Source organism: Streptococcus sp. k-402 (genome assembly GCF_013277515.1).
In the GTDB taxonomy this organism is placed as follows: Bacteria; Bacillota; Bacilli; order Lactobacillales; family Streptococcaceae; genus Streptococcus.
On record NZ_VMNB01000001.1, the window covers coordinates 1 to 18071 of the forward strand.

Genomic DNA, 18071 nt, shown 5'->3' on the forward strand with positions numbered 1-18071 from the left:
ATATGGAAGTCGCTTAGCTTTATTCCGCCATAGCTCAGTTGGTAGTAGCGCATGACTGTTAATCATGATGTCGTAGGTTCGAGTCCTACTGGCGGAGTAGTTAATTAAAGGAGGTTTCGACCTCTTTTTTTGTTATGTAATTAATAATCTGTCTTGCCTCTAATGACAAGTGATATTTTTCTTGACGATAGAAGTCTCAGCTACCATTATTTTCGAACACTGATAGCACTTAAAAGGAATCTTAGTGTGTACCCCTATTGATAATATCCATAATTTAGAAATTAGGGTTTTTAATGTCTAGTAGTTTTGTGATAAAATGTAATTGTTCCATATGATTCTTTCTAATGAGTTGTTTGATCGCTTTTCATTATAGGTCATATGGGACTTTTTTTCTACACAAAATAGGCTCCATAATATCCATAGGGGGTTACCCACTACAAATATTATAGAGCCAGAAAAGCTAATCTCGAGAAAGGACAAATTTCGTCCTTTCTTTTTTTGATGTTTAGAGCGATGAAAATCCGTTTTTTGAAGTTTTCAAAGTTCCGAAAACCAAAGTCGTTGCGCTTGATAAGTTTGATGGGATTATTAGTGACTTCGAGTTTGGCGTTAGAATAGGCTAGTTTAAGGACATTGACAATTTTCTTGTTAATCTTTGAGAAATGTTTTAAAGACAGTTTGAAAAATTTGATACTATGCGTTTTTCTTATTTTAAGATTTTTACCTCAGTATCTTTTAGTATTTAACGCAGTTAATAAGATTTATAATAGTCTAATTTAGGTAGTAAATTTGTTTCTATTCTGTCAACTTTTCCTAGTTTTTCTCTTGTTGAGGTTGGTATTTTAACAATTCAGGAATTATTAATAACTTTTTATAATTTTTTGTTAGAATAAGATCATAAAAAGTAAAGGAGTGTATGCTTATGCTACAAAGTATTTATGATCAGATGACTGATTTCTATGACAGTATCGAAGAAGAGTATGCTACTTTCTTTGATAATAGTTGGGAATGGGAACATTTTCATTTTAAATTTTTGATTTATTATTTAGTTAGATATGGCATTGGGTGTCGTAGAGATTTTATCGTTTACCATTATCGTGTTGCTTATCGTTTGTATCTTGAAAAGATGATAATGAATCGGGGTTTTATTTCTTGTTGAGGTCATTTTAGTAAATTTCCGAACAAACTTACTTTTTTATGGCAATATAACAATAAATAGCTGGTAATTTGTCTAAAACATTTTTTAATAGTTGGAAATAGCAAATCTTTCTATTGTTTCTTCTTGATAAAAAGGCGATTTTTTCTTATAATAAATTGTAAGATATAATTGCAGGTGAGATTCCTGCCATGTATGTGAGAAAGGAAGAGCCTGAGGGCTCAGACAAGATTATGACTTCAGTTGTTGTTGTAGGTACCCAGTGGGGTGATGAAGGTAAAGGGAAGATTACAGACTTCCTTTCAGCGAATGCAGAAGTGATTGCACGTTACCAAGGTGGTGATAATGCAGGTCACACGATTGTGATTGATGGTAAGAAGTTTAAATTGCACTTGATTCCATCTGGGATTTTCTTCCCTGAAAAAATCTCTGTTATTGGGAATGGTATGGTTGTAAATCCTAAATCTCTTGTAAAAGAGTTGAGCTATCTTCATGAGGAGGGTGTGACAACTGATAACTTGCGTATTTCTGATCGCGCGCATGTCATTTTGCCTTATCATATCGAGTTGGATCGTTTGCAAGAAGAAGCTAAGGGCGACAATAAGATTGGTACTACAATCAAGGGAATTGGTCCAGCTTATATGGACAAGGCTGCTCGTGTTGGGATTCGTATTGCAGATCTTTTAGATAAAGATATTTTCCGTGAGCGTTTAGAACGTAACCTTGCTGAAAAGAATCGTCTTTTTGAAAAATTGTATGACAGTAAAGCGATTGCTTTCGATGATATTTTTGAAGAGTATTATGAATATGGTCAACAAATCAAGAAATATGTCACAGATACATCTGTTATCTTGAACGATGCGCTTGATAACGGTAAACGTGTGCTTTTTGAAGGTGCACAAGGTGTTATGCTCGATATTGACCAAGGTACTTATCCATTTGTTACGTCATCAAACCCTGTGGCTGGTGGTGTTACGATTGGTTCTGGTGTTGGTCCAAGTAAGATTGATAAGGTTGTAGGTGTATGTAAAGCCTATACCAGTCGTGTAGGAGACGGTCCTTTCCCAACGGAGTTGTTTGATGAAGTGGGAGAACGTATCCGTGAAGTGGGTCATGAGTATGGTACAACGACTGGTCGTCCACGTCGTGTGGGTTGGTTTGACTCAGTTGTGATGCGTCATAGTCGTCGTGTTTCTGGTATCACTAACCTTTCATTGAACTCTATCGATGTTTTGAGTGGTTTAGATACAGTGAAAATCTGTGTGGCCTATGATCTTGACGGTCAACGTATTGACTACTATCCAGCTAGTCTTGAGCAATTGAAACGTTGCAAACCTATCTATGAAGAGTTGCCAGGTTGGTCAGAAGATATCACTGGAGTTCGTAATTTGGAAGATCTTCCTGAGAATGCGCGTAACTATGTTCGTCGTGTGAGTGAATTGGTTGGCGTTCGTATTTCTACTTTCTCAGTAGGTCCTGGTCGTGAACAAACAAATATTTTAGAAAGTGTTTGGTCCTAAGAGATTTTTAAGATTTGTTTAAGATAGGTCGGGTATACTATAGACAGTTACAAGAAGACCTCCTAACTTGTTGTAACAAATATCCTAAACTTTTCTTTTTCATAATAATCTCCCTATAAAGTCACCGCATTCGGTGGCTTTTTTTGTCTTGGGATTCATGATATAATAATAAAATCGATAAGTAGGAAAAGAGAAACGGATGAATTATACAGTTGAAGAAAAAGAAGTCTTCATGAGAGAGGCATTGAAAGAGGCTGAGATTGCTCTTGAACACGATGAAATTCCAATTGGTTGTGTGATTGTCAAGGACGGAGAAATCATTGGCCGTGGGCATAATGCGCGTGAGGAGTTGCAGCGAGCGGTTATGCATGCGGAGATTATGGCTATAGAGAATGCGAACTTGAGTGAGGAGAGCTGGCGCTTGCTGGATTGCACACTTTTTGTGACCATTGAGCCGTGTGTCATGTGTAGTGGGGCGATTGGACTCGCCCGTATTCCAAACGTGGTCTATGGAGCTAAAAACCAGAAATTTGGCGCTGCTGGGAGTTTGTACGATATCTTGACAGATGAGCGTCTCAATCATCGTGTGGAGGTTGAAACGGGAATTTTGGAAGATGAATGTGCAGCTATTATGCAGGACTTTTTTAGAAATAGACGGAAAAAATAATTTTTCTTTTAAAATGAATAGGAATGTGATATAATAAATAGTGGAGCAACAGTTCTGCGTGAAGCGGGTCAGGGGAGGAATCCAGCAGCCCTAAGCGATTTGAATTGTGTGCTCTTTTTTTCGTGCTTTTTCCGAATAAATAAGATAGAATAATCTAGAATAAATGATAATAGAAAAGAGAAGATGATGAAAATTCGTGGTTTTGAATTGGTTTCTAGTTTTACAGATGAGAATTTATTGCCCAAGCGTGAGACAGCGCATGCGGCTGGTTACGACTTAAAGGTTGCTGTGCGTACGGTTATTGCGCCAGGAGAGATTGTCTTGGTTCCGACAGGGGTTAAGGCTTATATGCAGCCGACTGAGGTTCTTTACCTTTATGATCGCTCTTCAAATCCTCGTAAGAAGGGCTTGGTCTTGATTAACTCGGTTGGTGTCATTGATGGGGATTATTATGGAAATCCTGGAAATGAAGGGCATATTTTTGCGCAGATGAAGAATATCACAGATCAAGAGGTTGTTCTTGAAGTTGGGGAACGTGTTGTCCAGGCTGTCTTTGCGCCTTTCTTAATCGCAGATGGAGATGCAGCTGATGGTGTGCGGACTGGTGGATTTGGATCAACTGGGCACTAGGATGAAGATTATCTTTGTGCGTCACGGGGAGCCAGATTACCGTGAGTTAGAGGAGCGTTCTTATACGGGATTTGGGATAGATTTGGCGCCCTTGTCTGAGAAGGGACGGCAGCAAGCTCAGGAACTGAGCACCAATCCTTTACTCCTTTCAGCTGAAATAATCATATCTTCTGCAGTCACAAGAGCTTTAGAAACGGCTTCTTATGTAGTTTGTGCTACGGGACTTCCTTTGAGAGTGGAGCCATTATTACATGAATGGCAGGTCTATGAAAGTAGCACAGATAATTTTGAAAAAGCTCGTACTATGTTTCTAGAAAACAAGGGGGAGTTACTTCCTAATAGTCCTATTCAATATGAGACAGCTACGGAAATGAAGTCTCGTTTTTTAGAATGTATGTCTAAGTATCGAGAACATCAGACTGTGGTAGTTGTTGCTCATCGAATGCTCATGCGCCAGTTTGTGCCAAATGAGAAGATTGATTTTTGCCAAGTAATTGAGTGTGAGTTAGAGATATAGAAAGAGGTTTATCATCGCAAAGAAAAAAGCGACATTTGTATGTCAAAATTGTGGGTATAATTCCCCTAAATATCTGGGGCGTTGCCCCAACTGTGGGTCTTGGTCTTCTTTTGTAGAAGAGGTTGAGGTTGCCGAGGTCAAGAATGCGCGCGTGTCCTTGACAGGTGAGAAAACCAAGCCCATGAAACTGGCTGAGGTGACTTCTATCAACGTCAATCGAACCAAGACGGACATGGAGGAATTCAACCGTGTACTTGGAGGCGGAGTGGTACCAGGAAGTCTCGTCCTAATCGGTGGGGATCCTGGAATCGGGAAATCGACTCTTCTCCTACAAGTCTCAACCCAGTTGTCTCAAGTGGGGACAGTTCTCTATGTCAGTGGGGAGGAGTCTGCCCAGCAGATTAAACTACGTGCAGAGCGTTTGGGTGATATTGATAGCGAGTTTTATCTCTATGCAGAGACCAATATGCAGAGTGTTCGAGCTGAGGTGGAGCGCATCCAACCAGACTTCCTCATTATTGACTCAATTCAAACCATTATGTCTCCTGAGATTTCAGGGGTGCAGGGGTCTGTTTCTCAAGTACGTGAGGTGACGGCTGAGCTCATGCAGCTGGCCAAAACCAATAACATTGCCATATTTATCGTAGGTCATGTGACCAAGGAAGGAACCTTGGCTGGACCGCGTATGTTGGAGCATATGGTGGATACGGTGCTTTACTTTGAAGGGGAGCGTCACCATACTTTTCGTATTTTGAGAGCGGTCAAAAACCGTTTTGGCTCCACTAATGAGATTGGCATCTTTGAGATGCAGTCGGGCGGTTTGGTTGAGGTCCTCAATCCGAGTCAAGTTTTCTTAGAAGAGCGTTTGGATGGAGCGACTGGTTCGTCAATCGTTGTGACCATGGAAGGTACGCGTCCGATTTTGGCGGAGGTTCAGGCTTTGGTAACACCGACCATGTTTGGAAATGCCAAGCGTACGACGACAGGACTTGATTTTAATCGTGCGAGTCTGATTATGGCTGTTTTAGAAAAGCGTGCAGGGCTTCTCTTGCAAAATCAGGATGCCTATCTCAAATCTGCTGGCGGTGTCAAATTGGATGAACCTGCGATAGACTTGGCCGTTGCGGTTGCTATTGCTTCGAGCTATAAAGACAAGCCAACCAACCCTCAGGAATGTTTTGTGGGAGAACTGGGCTTGACAGGAGAGATTCGGCGCGTGAATCGTATCGAACAACGTATCAACGAAGCTGCTAAACTGGGATTTACTAAGATTTATGTACCTAAGAATTCCTTGACAGGAATCACTCCGCCCAAGGAAATTCAGGTCATTGGGGTGACAACGATTCAGGAAGTTTTGAAAAAGGTTTTTGCTTAATCTGTGACAAATTCTCTTAAAAATGATAAGATAGGAGAAATATTTGGCTATCAAATTTTCGAGGAGGGAATCGTGTTGTATTTTGAACAGTTTATGCAAGCTAATCAGGCTTATGTTGCCCTACATGGGCAGTTAAATCTGCCACTTAAACCCAAAACAAGAGTGGCTATTGTGACCTGTATGGACTCACGTCTGCACGTTGCACAAGCTCTAGGATTGGCACTTGGGGATGCTCATATCTTGCGGAATGCAGGTGGTCGGGTGACCGAGGACATGATTCGTTCGCTGGTGATTTCCCAGCAACAAATGGGGACAAGAGAGATTGTGGTGTTGCACCATACAGACTGTGGTGCTCAGACTTTTGAAAATGGCTCTTTTCAGGAGTATTTGAAGGAAGAATTGGGTGTCGATGTGTCAGATCAGGACTTTTTGCCCTTCCAAGATATAGAGGAGAGTGTGCGTGAGGATATGCAACTCCTTATCGAGTCTCCCTTAATACCAGATGATGTGATAATCTCTGGTGCTATTTACGATGTGGATACAGGAAGTATGACAGTCGTAGAATTGTAAAAAATTCATTTAGAAAGAAAGTGTATGAAGAAAAACAGTATTTTATTTATTTTTATCTTATTGCTATGTATTGGTTTGCAGTATGAAACCATCTACTATACGGATGGTTCGATGTCAGGTGCGGAATATGGACTAATGGGAGTTTCTATCTTTCTAGCTCTCTTTTACATGATTCCGGCTCTTTATTTCCTTTTCCGTATTGGGAAAAAATGGGAATTGCCAAAGAAGGCCTTGATTCTGTCTTTATTGGGTGGGATGTTCCTTTCAGGATGGTTGTCTAGTTTTGCGAATACCTATATCCATGATTTGCTTGGCGTTCTTTTCCCAGATAGTGCATTTTTAAATGCCTTTGAAAGTGCTATTGTAGCTCCTTTGGTAGAAGAACCGTTGAAATTATTGCCACTTGTTTTTGTTTCGGCTTTGATTCCTGTGCGAAAATTAAAATTTTTGTTTTTACTAGGAATTGCTTCTGGTTTGGGATTCCAAATGATTGAGGATATTGGCTACATTCGTACGGATTTGCCAGAGGGATTTGACTTTACTATTTCGAGGATTTTAGAGCGTATCATCTCAGGAATTGCCTCTCACTGGACTTTTTCAGGTCTAGCTATAGTGGGTGTTTACTTGCTTTACAGAGCCTATAAAGGGCAGAAGGTTGGCAAGAAAGAGGGGCTTATTTTCTTAGGTTTAGCCTTGGGGACTCACTTCCTGTTTAACTCTCCTTTTGTTGAATTGGAGACAGAGTTGCCATTAGCGATTCCAGTAGTTACAGCTATTGCTCTTTACGGTTTTTATCAGGCTTATCGCTTTGTTGAGAAGCACAATGAGTTGATGAACTAGAATATTTTTCAAAAGAATGATGCAAGGGTACAAATATGGTGCCCTTCTTTTATTTTTGATTGAAAAATAGTGTAAAAAGCGCTACAATGGTAGATGGAAAAATCTTGTGAAAAGCACAAGCGATACATATATACCGGAGGAAATCATGTCTTTTTCTGATTTAAAGCTGTTTGCCCTTTCTTCTAATCAAGAATTGGCAGAACGTGTGGCGCAGGAGATTGGGATAGAGTTGGGGAAATCAAGTGTTCGCCAATTTTCAGATGGAGAGATTCAGGTCAACATCGAAGAATCAATCCGTGGGAAACACGTCTTTATCTTACAATCAACTAGTTCGCCTGTAAATGACAATCTGCTTGAAATTTTGATTATGGTGGATGCTTTGAAGCGTGCGAGTGCAGAATCTGTCAATGTTGTCATGCCTTACTATGGGTATGCACGTCAGGATAGAAAGGCGAGAGCGCGTGAGCCAATCACTTCAAAACTTGTTGCAAATATGCTTGAAGTAGCTGGAGTGGATCGTTTGTTGACAATCGACTTGCATGCTGCGCAGATTCAAGGATTCTTTGATATTCCTGTGGATCACTTGATGGGTGCTCCTCTGATTGCGGATTATTTTGAGCGTCGTGGCATGGTTGGTTCTGACTATGTGGTTGTCAGCCCAGACCATGGAGGGGTGACTCGTGCTCGTAAGTTGGCAGAATTTTTGAAAACATCTATTGCTATCATTGACAAACGTCGTAGCGTTGATAAGATGAATACTAGTGAAGTCATGAACATCATTGGTAAGGTCGAAGGCAAGACTTGTATCTTGATTGATGATATGATTGATACTGCTGGAACGATTTGTCATGCGGCAGATGCCCTTGCGGAAGCTGGTGCTGTTGAAGTCTATGCAAGCTGTACGCACCCAGTTCTTTCTGGTCCTGCTATGGATAATATCCAAAAATCAGCTATTAAGAAATTGGTTGTTTTGGATACCATCTATCTGCCAGAAGAGCGTTTGATTGATAAGATTGAGCAGATTTCAATCGCTCATCTACTGGGTGATGCTATCGTCCGTATCCATGAAAAACGCCCACTTTCTCCACTTTTCAGTATTGAGAAAAAGATTTAATGACCAAGCCTGAGATGATTCTCAGGTTTTTTTCGTCTCTTTTCCGAATAAATAGATAGTAGCAGTGAATCTAGTAAACCTAGATTTAAAAATGTGCTATAATGAAAGGAGAGGAAATATGATTCTCAGACATCCGGGCATTAGCCCGACCAATGATTTGGTAGCTAAGAAAATCTTTAGCAATCCGGAAATCACTTGTCAATTTATCCGCGATATGCTGGACTTGCCAGCTAAAAATGTAACCATTTTGGAGGGAAGTAATATTCATGTCTTGCCTTCCCTGCCCTACTCAGCGCAGGATTTCTATACCAGTATAGACGTCTTAGCTGAGTTGGACAATGGCACGCAGGTTATTATCGAAATCCAAGTTCATCATCAGAATTTTTTCATCAATCGCCTGTGGGCTTACCTATGCAGTCAGGTCAATCAAAACCTAGAAAAAATTCGTCAACGAGAAGGTGATACACACCAGAGTTACAAACACATCGCACCAGTATACGCTATCGCAATTGTAGATAGTAACTACTTCCAAGATGATCAAGCTTTCCATAGCTTTAGTATGCGAGAGGACACGACAGGTGAAGCCTTAACCATCACAAACAATGGTCAAGAAAACCATCTGGTAAAGATGGCATTCTTGGAATTAAAAAAATACAGAGAAACCAGCAAAGATAAGGTTCGCAAGCCGTGGTTGGAGTTTTTTGGTAACAAGCCCTTTACCCAACAACCCGAGCGAGCTATCAGCCAAGCAGATCAACTGCTAGACTATAAGAGCTGGTCCGAGGAGGACAGGGAGATGTTTAGTGAACAACGCAGGCGTGAAGAACAAGCTTTACTCGCTCATGACTATGCCTTGGAAACAGCTAGGGCAGAGGGTATTGAACAGGGGTTAGAACGTGGGAAACTTTTTGCCTTCTTAGACATGGTTCGCCAACATGTTTTAACTTCCGAATTTGCGAGTGAGCAGTTGGGCATGTCAGTCGCTGAGTTTGAGTCCTTGCTATGAGGTCACATTTTAAATAGTAGAAAGTTAATGAAATGGCGAGTCATTTCTAAAATACTTGTCATTTTTGCTTGACATTTGGAAGGGGTTATAGGATAATACCATAGAAGTGAGTTCTATCCAACTATCGATATGGATTAGATATGTGAGGTTTGACTCAGGGTTTAAGAAATTTGTGAGATTTTCACTTGTGAGATACGGTATTTGAAGAGTATTTCATCTCACAAAGACGTTTTTTCCCCTTTTTTGAAAAAAATAGGTAAAAAGTTGATGAAAACCCTTGACAAATCCTGCAAATATTTATATACTGTATGGTAGTAAGATAGTCTTACGAAAAAATATTTTAAAGAAAAATAAAGGAGATAAAACGATGAAAAAAGTTTTATTGACAAGCGCAGTCGCTCTTGCAGCATTTGGTGCTGTTCAAGCTGTTTCAGCTGATGATTCATATGCAACTTTAATTAAGGATGCTCTTGGAGTTAAGGTCAGTGAGGAAGTTAAAGTTGATGATGCAGTGAAAAAGGTTCAAGCTCTTCAACCTGTTGTAAATACATTGCGTAAAGCTAATTCAACTCTACAAGCTTCAACAAAAGCTCAAAAGGCAGCAGAGGAAAAACTTGCAGAAGCTCAACAAGCTTATTCTGACGCTGTTAAAGCTCTTCGTGATGCTGAACTAAAAAGAGGTGATGCAGAAGGACAAAAAGCAATTTTTACAGAATTACAAGCAAAAGTAGAAGCTAAGAAAGCTAAAGATTCAGCAGAATTAGCAACTAAAAAAGCTGAATTAGGTGAAAAAGAAGGAACACGTACAGGAGCATATTTAGCGTTAGATAAAGCCAAGGAAGCCTTGGACGATGCTCAGAAAGTTGTTAATAATAAATATGATGAAAAACCACTTGGTGGTGATGTAGAAGCTACAAAGAAATACGAAGCTGAAAAATTAAAAGTTGAGTCAGTATTGGCAAAAGCTCAACAAACTTATTCTGACGCTAATGAAAAAGTTTCTACTTTAGAAAAAGAAGTTAAAGAGCTAGAAGCTACTGTAAAAGCAGAAAAACAAGACTCTGAAAAACTTACAAAAGCTATTGATGCTTTGACTAAAGCAATTGATGCTTTGACTAAAGCAATTGATAAAGGTACAGGTCTATTGGAAGAAGGTCAAACTTTTGATAGTCTAAAACAAGTTACGAATTCTAAATATGTAGCAGTTGGAAAAGCTACTAAAGATTTGTTAGATGCAGATACTGCGCTAAAAACTGCGAAAGCTGCTTATAAAGACGCAGTAGAAAAAGCTGAAGCTGCATACAAAAAAGAAAATGTAGCATTCGTATTGGAAGATGTTATTAAAGCAGACACACCAACTCCAGCAGCTGTAGTTAAATTCGGTTGGAATAAAGATACTAAAGGTAACTGGACTTATGTAGTAGACTCAAAAGGTACAAAAGCAACAGGTTGGGTTAATGATCAAGGAACTTGGTACTACCTAAATGCTGAAGGTGTTATGCAAACTGGTTGGGTTAAAGATAACGGTACTTGGTACTACTTGAAATCATCAGGTGCAATGGCAACTGGTTGGGTTAAAGATAACGGTACTTGGTACTACTTGAAATCATCAGGTGCAATGGCAACTGGTTGGTATCAAGTTGGTGGTAACTGGTACTACTCATACGCGTCAGGAGCTCTTGCAGTTAACACTACTGTAGGTGGTTACACTGTAAACGGAAACGGTGAATGGGTTAAATAAGTAATTATTTAATATCGCAGGAGATTTATCTCCTGCTTTTTTTGGCTCTTTGTCAACTGTAGTGGGTTGAAGAAAAGCTAATATCTAGAAAGGACAAATTTCGTCCTTTCTTTTTTGATGTTAAAAATGATGAAAATACGCTTCTTAAAGTGTTTATAGCTAATAAACTTTAAAAACCAATATATGATTTTAGTACCCATGCTGATATTACAGATGGGTGATATTTTCACGTTTTAATCAAAAACGAGGTCATATGACCGCCTTTTGTTGACAAAAATGATAAAAAGGAGTAATATGTAGCTAGGATCCAATTATTCATACATAATATAAAAAGTATTCAGAATCGATGTTAAACTAAGGATTCTGATTGGTGTTTATGTCAAGTATGAATAAATTGGGATTAACTTAATGGGGGTAACTAAGTGAATGATCAAGCTATAGTAGATTGAAATAAGATATGAACAAATCGATTAGGAAAGTCAAATTAATTTATAGTAATATTTTAGCACTCTAGGCGTACTGTTGTAGATTCAATCTACTATAGCATAGAAGATATCAGGAATTTTCTTACTAATGCAAAGAATCTGACATCTACAGGTAATTATGACTTTGTACCGAGGAGAAAGAATATACAAGCTTTAACAGCTCATGGTCTTTCAATTATGGATGCAAAGTCTGAAATATTATCCCTTGTGGTTAGTGATTACTACAAAGGTCCTAAACAAGATTTTGATCCAAGTAAACCAGGTGATATTTGGGAGTTTAAGAAAAGTGTTGACGGAGTTCAATTTTATGTTAAACTAAAAATTGTGCAAGTAAATGGGCAAGATATGCTTAAATGCCTTGGATTTCATGAAGATGATTTTATTTAGGATAGGAGGTAACTTTAATGAAAAAATATTGTGAAGAATGCGGAAAAGAAGTTGAAACAAAAGTAATTTCAAAGAAAGAAACATATGAAGTTCTTGGAGAGAATATTGAGGTCCAAGCTCAAGTGCTTGTGTGTGCTGATTGTAGCGCAGAATTTTATTGTGAAGAACTAGATGATGCTACATTAACAAATGCATATAATGAGTACAGAAAAAAACACAAATTACTTCTTCCTACAGAAATAAAACAAATTAGAGAATTATATGGTTTAAGTCAAAGAGGTTTTGCAAAACTTCTTAATTGGGGGGATAAGACTATTCATAGATACGAGAATGGTTCAATTCAAGACAAGGCACATAATAGTTTATTGCTATTTCTAAGAATCCCCGAGAATATGAAATTTTATCTTTCGGAGAATGAAAATTCTCTAGATGAAAAACATTTATCTAAATTATCAGTATTAGTAAACAAACTAATTAGTGAAAATGAAAAAGAAGATTCTTGCAAGTTAATTGATTTGTATATTTCCAGCACCCCATCAATTGATAATGGTTTTAAAAGTTTTGATTACGAAAAATTTGCAGCTATGGTTTTATTTTTTGCAAGTAAAGGAACAGACTTGCTAAAGACAAAATTAATGAAATTATTAAACTATTCAGATATGATTTTCTATAAAGAGAATAGTGTTTCGATTTCAGGTTTGAAATATGTACATTTACCATATGGTCCGGTTCCGGAAAAATTTAATGTATTACTTGGGAAATTAGAAGAAGATAAAATTGCTCATGTAGAAGTGGAATTTGATGGCAAATATGAGCGACATAAAGTATTACCAGACGAAGATGACTTTAATGGAATTTTAACAAATGAAGAAATTGCTGTTCTTGAACGTGTTTATAACAAGTTTATTGGTTTTGGTTCTGTTGAAATTTCTAACTATTCTCATAAGGAAAAAGGTTATTCTTCAACTTCTCAAGGAGAAATAATTGACTATTCATACGCTGCAGATATTGAATTAAATTAGTAATGGATACCTCTAATAACCTCTCCCTTTTACAAAATATGATAGAATTCACCTATCAAGACAGACGAGGCAGTTTTATGCGACTTTTTTCAGATAATGAATAAGCGTATCATAACAAGGTATCTATCATAATCTCCAAACTTCTACTATTCTGGATAAAAAATAGTTATCAGAGTAAAAATACTATGTAATGACTATTTAACTAAGTGATGTAGATCAAGTCTATCTTATTTGTGGGAAAACCGATATGAGATAAGGCGTTGATTTAATGTTTTATCTGGTTAAAACCCACTTTGAATTATATCCTTTCTCAAATCAAGTCTTTCTCTTTTGTGGAAGATGTGAGGACCGTTTTAAAGTACTTTGCTGGGATGGTCAAGGATTCTGCTTGTTATACAAACGATTTTAGAATGGTAATCTGACGTGGACAAGTGCAGAAAAGATTCCAAAAATCTAACATCAGAATAAGAAAACTGGCTTATGAAATGCTTACAAAAAATAAAGATTATACTTGATACAATAGATTCATCAAATAAAAATTTTAAATTTTTGATGGGGCAGCGGTAAGACGGTGTCCTATTTTTTTTGTGACATATAATCGCGTAAGGGCTTTGTTGAATAGCAGAAAATAAAAAGTGAACAGGATAATATTTCAGTCCTGTTCGCTTTTATGTTATTAGTGATTGTATTGTTTTACAAGAGCTCCTCAAACTCAGAGATAGTCATACCTAACTGCTGGCTGGCAACCTCCGAAGTCAGAAGACCTTGACGAACAAGATTTGCTAACATAGCAAAACCTCCCTCAACTTTCCCACGCTCTAAACCTTTTTCAATACCTTCCGCTCGGCCTCGTTCCAGTCCCTGTTCAATACCTTCCGCCCTAGCTGTTTCCAAGGCATAGTCCTGTGCTAACAAAGCTTGTTCTTCGCGCATACGTAGTTGACTAAACATCTTCCTGTCCTCCTCGGACCAGCTCTTGTAGTCAAGCAGTTGGTCTGCTTGGCTGATGGCTCGCTCGGGTTGTTGAGTAAAGGGTTTATTCCCGAAAAACTCCAACCATGGCTTGCGAACTTCGTCTTTGCTGGTTTCTCTATATTTTTTTAATTCCAAGAACGCCATCTTGACCAGATGGTTTTCTTGTCCATTATTGGTTATGGTTAAAACCTCACCTGTCGTATCCTCGCGCATACTAAAACTGTGAAAGGCTAAGTCATCTGAGAAATAATTGCTATCCACAATTGCAATGGCGTATACTGGTGCGATGTGTTTATAGCTCTGGTGAGTATTGCCTTCTTGTTGGCGAATTTTTTCGAGATTTTGATTGACCTGACTACATAGATAAGCCCATAGGCGATTGATGAAAAAATTCTGATGATGTACCTGAATCTCAATGATTACCTGAGTGCCATTGTCCAACTCCGCTAAAACATCTATACTGGTATAGAAATATTGGGCTGAATAAGGTATGGAAGGCAAGACATGAATGTTACTTCCCTCCAAAATGGTCACATTTTTTGCTGGCAAGTCCAGCATATCGCGAATAAATTGACAAGTGATTTCTGGATTACTAAATATTTTTTTAGCTACCAAGTCATTGGTTGGGCTGATGCCCGGATGACGTACAGTCATATTTCTTCTCCTTTCATTATAGCACATTTTTAAATCTAGGTTTACTAGATTCACTGGCTCTATCTATTTATTCGGAAAAAGTATGAAAAATGCTTGGTCTGGCTCTTCCCAATGGTATTTTTTGGTGCTTTCCTTTATAATGGGTGTATGGATAAGAAAAAATTATTATTGATTGATGGGTCTTCTGTTGCTTTTCGGGCGTTTTTTGCACTCTATCAGCAGTTGGACCGTTTTAAGAATGCGGCTGGTTTGCATACCAATGCGATTTATGGCTTTCAATTGATGTTGAGCCATTTATTGGAGCGGGTGGAGCCCAGTCATATTTTGGTGGCTTTTGATGCGGGAAAGACGACCTTCCGTACAGAGATGTATGCGGACTATAAGGGTGGTCGGGCTAAGACTCCTGATGAGTTTCGTGAGCAATTTCCTTTCATTCGTGAGTTACTGGATCATATGGGGATTCGTCACTATGAGTTGGCTCAGTATGAAGCTGATGATATCATTGGGACACTAGATAAACTAGCTGAGCAGGATGGTTTTGATATTACCATTGTCAGTGGGGATAAGGACTTGATTCAGCTGACGGATGAGCATACGGTGGTTGAGATTTCCAAGAAAGGTGTGGCTGAGTTTGAGGCCTTTACGCCAGATTATCTCATGGAAAAGATGGGCATTACACCGACGCAGTTTATCGATCTCAAGGCGCTCATGGGTGATAAGTCGGATAATATCCCTGGAGTAACCAAAATTGGTGAAAAGACGGGTATCAAGCTCTTGCTGGAGCATGGTTCGCTTGAGGGAATTTATGAAAATATCGATGGGATGAAGGCTTCTAAGATGAAGGAAAATCTCATCAATGATAAGGAACAGGCTTTTTTGTCTAAAACACTGGCGACCATTGATACCAAAGCACCGATTGAGATTGGTTTAGAGGATTTGGTCTATAGTGGTCCAGATGTGGAAAATCTTGGAAAATTCTACGATGAGATGGGATTCAAACAGCTCAAACAGGCATTAAATGTGTCGTCAGCTGATGTGGCTGAAAGTTTGGACTTTACTATCGTTGATCAAGTCAGTCAAGATATGCTGAGTGAAGAGTCTATCTTCCATTTTGAGCTTTTTGGTGAAAATTATCATACGGATGATTTGGTTGGTTTTGCTTGGTCTTGTGGGGATAAGATCTATGCTACAGACAAGCTTGAGCTTTTGCAAGAGCCTATTTTTAAGGATTTTCTAGAAAAAACACCTCTGAGAGTTTATGACTTTAAGAAGGCTAAAGTTCTCTTGAATCGTTTGGGTATTGATTTGCAGGCGCCTGCTTTTGACAGCCGTTTGGCTAAATATCTCCTTTCGACTGTGGAGGACAATGAAATTGCGACTATTGCTAGTCTTTATAGTCAGACTTATTTGGTTGATGATGAGACCTTCTATGGTAAGGGTGTCAAGAAGGCCATTCCTGAACGTGAGAAATTCTTGGAACACTTAGCTCGTAAGCTTGCAATTTTGGTTGAGACTGAGCCTGTTTTACTTGAAAAACTCAGTGAAAATGGGCAATTAGAGCTTCTTTATGATATAGAGCAACCTCTGGCTTTTGTCCTTGCCAAGATGGAAATAGCTGGGATTAAGGTCAAGAAAGAGACCTTGCTTGAGATGCAGACTGAAAATGAGTTTGTCATTGAAAAACTCACTCAAGAGATTTATGAACTGGCTGGTGAGGAGTTTAATATCAATTCGCCTAAGCAGTTGGGCGTGCTTCTCTTTGAAAAATTGGGACTTCCTCTAGAATACACTAAGAAAACCAAGACAGGTTATTCGACAGCGGTGGATGTGTTGGAACGTTTGGCTCCTATTGCTCCGATTGTTAAGAAAATCCTAGACTACCGTCAGATTGCCAAGATTCAGTCTACTTATGTAATTGGCTTGCAGGACTGGATTTTGGCTGATGGCAAGATTCATACTCGTTATGTGCAGGATTTGACCCAGACCGGGCGTTTGTCTAGTGTGGATCCAAACTTGCAAAACATTCCTGTGCGTTTGGAGCAGGGGCGTCTCATTCGTAAGGCTTTTGTGCCTGAGTGGGAGGATAGTGTCCTTCTCAGCTCCGACTATTCACAGATTGAATTGCGTGTTTTGGCTCATATTTCCAAGGATGAACACTTGATTAAGGCCTTCCAAGAGGGGGCAGATATCCATACTTCGACAGCCATGCGTGTCTTTGGCATTGAACGTCCTGAGGATGTGACTGCAAACGACCGTCGCAATGCCAAGGCTGTCAACTTTGGAGTGGTTTACGGGATTTCAGACTTTGGCTTATCTAATAATTTGGGCATTAGCCGTAAGGAGGCCAAGGCCTACATTGATACCTACTTTGAACGCTTCCCAGGTATTAAAAACTACATGGATGAAGTGGTGCGTGAGGCGCGTGATAAGGGCTATGTGGAGACCCTCTTCAAGCGTCGTCGTGAGTTGCCAGATATCAATTCGCGCAACTTCAATATTCGTGGTTTTGCAGAGCGGACAGCTATCAACTCTCCTATCCAGGGTTCGGCAGCAGATATTCTCAAGATTGCCATGATTCAGCTAGATAAAGCCTTGGTTGCAGGTGGTTATCAGACTAAGATGCTTCTGCAAGTGCACGATGAAATCGTCCTTGAAGTTCCTAAATCTGAATTGGCAGAGATGAAAAAATTGGTCAAACAAACTATGGAAGAAGCCATTCAACTCAGTGTTCCCCTCATCGCGGATGAGAATGAAGGAGCAACCTGGTACGAGGCTAAATAAAAAGGGGACTAGTCCTCCTTTTTTGTAGTAGAATTATGCAAGCCTTTTCAAAATGTGCTATACTGATGAAAAAGGAGGATTTCTATGAGTCAAGAATTTATCAATCCAAGTGATGGTGTGATTCGTCAGTATCTCGCAACGAGTAAAACCCTTGCTGTAGTGGGTTTATCAGACCGCGAGGAAACAACTAGCAATCGAGTGACCAAGGAAATGCAGGCTCGGGGTTATAAAATCATTCCAGTAAATCCCAAGGCGGCAGGTGGCGAAATCTTGGGTGAAAAGGCTTATGCTAGCCTAGCGGAGATTCCTTTTCCTGTAGATATTGTCAATGTTTACCGTCGCAGTGAGTTTCTGCCAGATGTGGCGCGTGATTTTCTCAAGGCTGATGCTAAGATTTTTTGGGCACAGCTAGGACTTGAAAGTCTAGAAGCGGAAGAAATCTTGCGTGCTGGTGGATGTGATGATATCGTGATGAATCGTTGCATCAAGAGAGAACATACTCGCTTGATTGAGGAAGCATAAGAAAAAGGTAGCTGGTGGGCTACCTTTTGTGTTATACTCAATGAAAATCAAAGAGCAAACTAGGAAACTAGTCGCAGTCAGCTCAAAACACCGTTTTGAGGTTGTAGAT

At 39.3% G+C, this 18071-nt stretch carries 16 protein-coding genes, 1 tRNA gene, 1 other RNA gene and 3 pseudogenes; 18 read left to right on the forward strand and 3 right to left on the reverse strand.

The features are described from left to right. The first annotated feature begins 23 nt into the window (after positions 1-23). Positions 24-97: transfer RNA gene (locus HT724_RS00005), tRNA-Asn, on the forward strand. A gap of 77 nt (positions 98-174) precedes the next feature. Here the strand turns inward: HT724_RS00005 and HT724_RS00010 are convergent. Both HT724_RS00010 and HT724_RS00015 read right to left on the reverse strand, forming a co-directional pair. Next, positions 175-331, reverse strand: a pseudogene (locus tag HT724_RS00010) (ISL3 family transposase); the annotation flags it as partial. A gap of 129 nt (positions 332-460) precedes the next feature. Further along, a pseudogene (locus HT724_RS00015) lies at positions 461-693 on the reverse strand (transposase); the annotation flags it as partial. Between the two features lie 229 nt (positions 694-922). Here HT724_RS00015 and comW point away from each other — a divergent pair. The 15 genes and pseudogenes from comW to tnpB all read left to right on the forward strand — a co-directional run bounded on the left by comW (position 923) and on the right by tnpB (position 13439). Then, positions 923-1159: a sigma(X)-activator ComW gene (gene comW, locus HT724_RS00020; protein ID WP_042900061.1), complete on the forward strand. Its 237-nt coding sequence runs from the start codon at positions 923-925 to the stop codon at positions 1157-1159. 230 nt (positions 1160-1389) lie between these two features. Beyond that, positions 1390-2676, forward strand: a complete 1287-nt coding sequence (locus HT724_RS00025; protein ID WP_001832534.1) for an adenylosuccinate synthase — start codon at positions 1390-1392, stop codon at positions 2674-2676. 199 nt (positions 2677-2875) lie between these two features. Next, positions 2876-3343: a tRNA adenosine(34) deaminase TadA gene (gene tadA / locus HT724_RS00030; RefSeq protein WP_173253439.1), complete on the forward strand. Its 468-nt coding sequence runs from the start codon at positions 2876-2878 to the stop codon at positions 3341-3343. Positions 3344-3375: 32 nt separating this feature from the next. After that, positions 3376-3473: signal recognition particle sRNA small type (gene ffs, locus HT724_RS00035), an RNA gene on the forward strand. Positions 3474-3529: 56 nt separating this feature from the next. Beyond that, entirely contained in the window at positions 3530-3973 is a 444-nt protein-coding gene (locus HT724_RS00040; protein WP_000701987.1) for a dUTP diphosphatase, read from the forward strand. Next, complete coding sequence (locus HT724_RS00045; RefSeq protein ID WP_172934240.1) at positions 3933-4490, forward strand: histidine phosphatase family protein; 558 nt, start codon at positions 3933-3935, stop codon at positions 4488-4490. Before HT724_RS00040 ends, HT724_RS00045 begins: the two co-directional genes overlap by 41 nt. 10 nt (positions 4491-4500) lie before the next feature. After that, positions 4501-5865 (forward strand): DNA repair protein RadA, encoded by a 1365-nt coding sequence (radA, locus tag HT724_RS00050; protein ID WP_173276579.1) that lies wholly within the window; start codon positions 4501-4503, stop codon positions 5863-5865. A 72-nt stretch (positions 5866-5937) separates the two neighbouring features. After that, positions 5938-6435: a carbonic anhydrase gene (locus HT724_RS00055; RefSeq protein WP_173276576.1), complete on the forward strand. Its 498-nt coding sequence runs from the start codon at positions 5938-5940 to the stop codon at positions 6433-6435. Between the two features lie 24 nt (positions 6436-6459). Beyond that, entirely contained in the window at positions 6460-7275 is an 816-nt protein-coding gene (locus HT724_RS00060; RefSeq protein WP_173276575.1) for a PrsW family glutamic-type intramembrane protease, read from the forward strand. A 145-nt stretch (positions 7276-7420) separates the two neighbouring features. After that, positions 7421-8389 (forward strand): ribose-phosphate diphosphokinase, encoded by a 969-nt coding sequence (locus tag HT724_RS00065; RefSeq protein WP_078238233.1) that lies wholly within the window; start codon positions 7421-7423, stop codon positions 8387-8389. 118 nt (positions 8390-8507) lie between these two features. Further along, positions 8508-9395, forward strand: a complete 888-nt coding sequence (locus HT724_RS00070; RefSeq protein WP_173276574.1) for an Rpn family recombination-promoting nuclease/putative transposase — start codon at positions 8508-8510, stop codon at positions 9393-9395. Between the two features lie 1402 nt (positions 9396-10797). Next, positions 10798-11136, forward strand: a pseudogene (locus HT724_RS00075) (N-acetylmuramoyl-L-alanine amidase family protein); the annotation flags it as partial. Between the two features lie 662 nt (positions 11137-11798). Next, positions 11799-12008, forward strand: a complete 210-nt coding sequence (locus HT724_RS00080; RefSeq protein ID WP_004237616.1) for a hypothetical protein — start codon at positions 11799-11801, stop codon at positions 12006-12008. Positions 12009-12025: 17 nt separating this feature from the next. Continuing rightward, a complete protein-coding gene (locus HT724_RS00085; RefSeq protein WP_173276573.1) occupies positions 12026-13030 on the forward strand; it encodes a type II TA system antitoxin MqsA family protein in 1005 nt (334 codons plus the stop codon). Positions 13031-13298: 268 nt separating this feature from the next. Next, positions 13299-13439, forward strand: coding sequence for an IS66 family insertion sequence element accessory protein TnpB (gene tnpB / locus HT724_RS10090; protein WP_240156700.1), 141 nt, complete (start codon positions 13299-13301; stop codon positions 13437-13439). Between the two features lie 284 nt (positions 13440-13723). On the opposite strand, the gene HT724_RS00095 is transcribed toward tnpB, so the two are convergent. Next, positions 13724-14659, reverse strand: a complete 936-nt coding sequence (locus HT724_RS00095) for an Rpn family recombination-promoting nuclease/putative transposase (RefSeq protein ID WP_173293539.1) — start codon at positions 14657-14659, stop codon at positions 13724-13726. 147 nt (positions 14660-14806) lie between these two features. Between HT724_RS00095 and polA the strand changes: the two genes are divergently transcribed. Both polA and HT724_RS00105 read left to right on the forward strand, forming a co-directional pair. Beyond that, positions 14807-17440 (forward strand): DNA polymerase I, encoded by a 2634-nt coding sequence (gene polA, locus HT724_RS00100; protein WP_173276570.1) that lies wholly within the window; start codon positions 14807-14809, stop codon positions 17438-17440. An 84-nt stretch (positions 17441-17524) separates the two neighbouring features. Then, positions 17525-17962, forward strand: a complete 438-nt coding sequence (locus tag HT724_RS00105) for a CoA-binding protein (protein WP_000076477.1) — start codon at positions 17525-17527, stop codon at positions 17960-17962. The last annotated feature ends 109 nt before the right edge of the window (positions 17963-18071 follow it).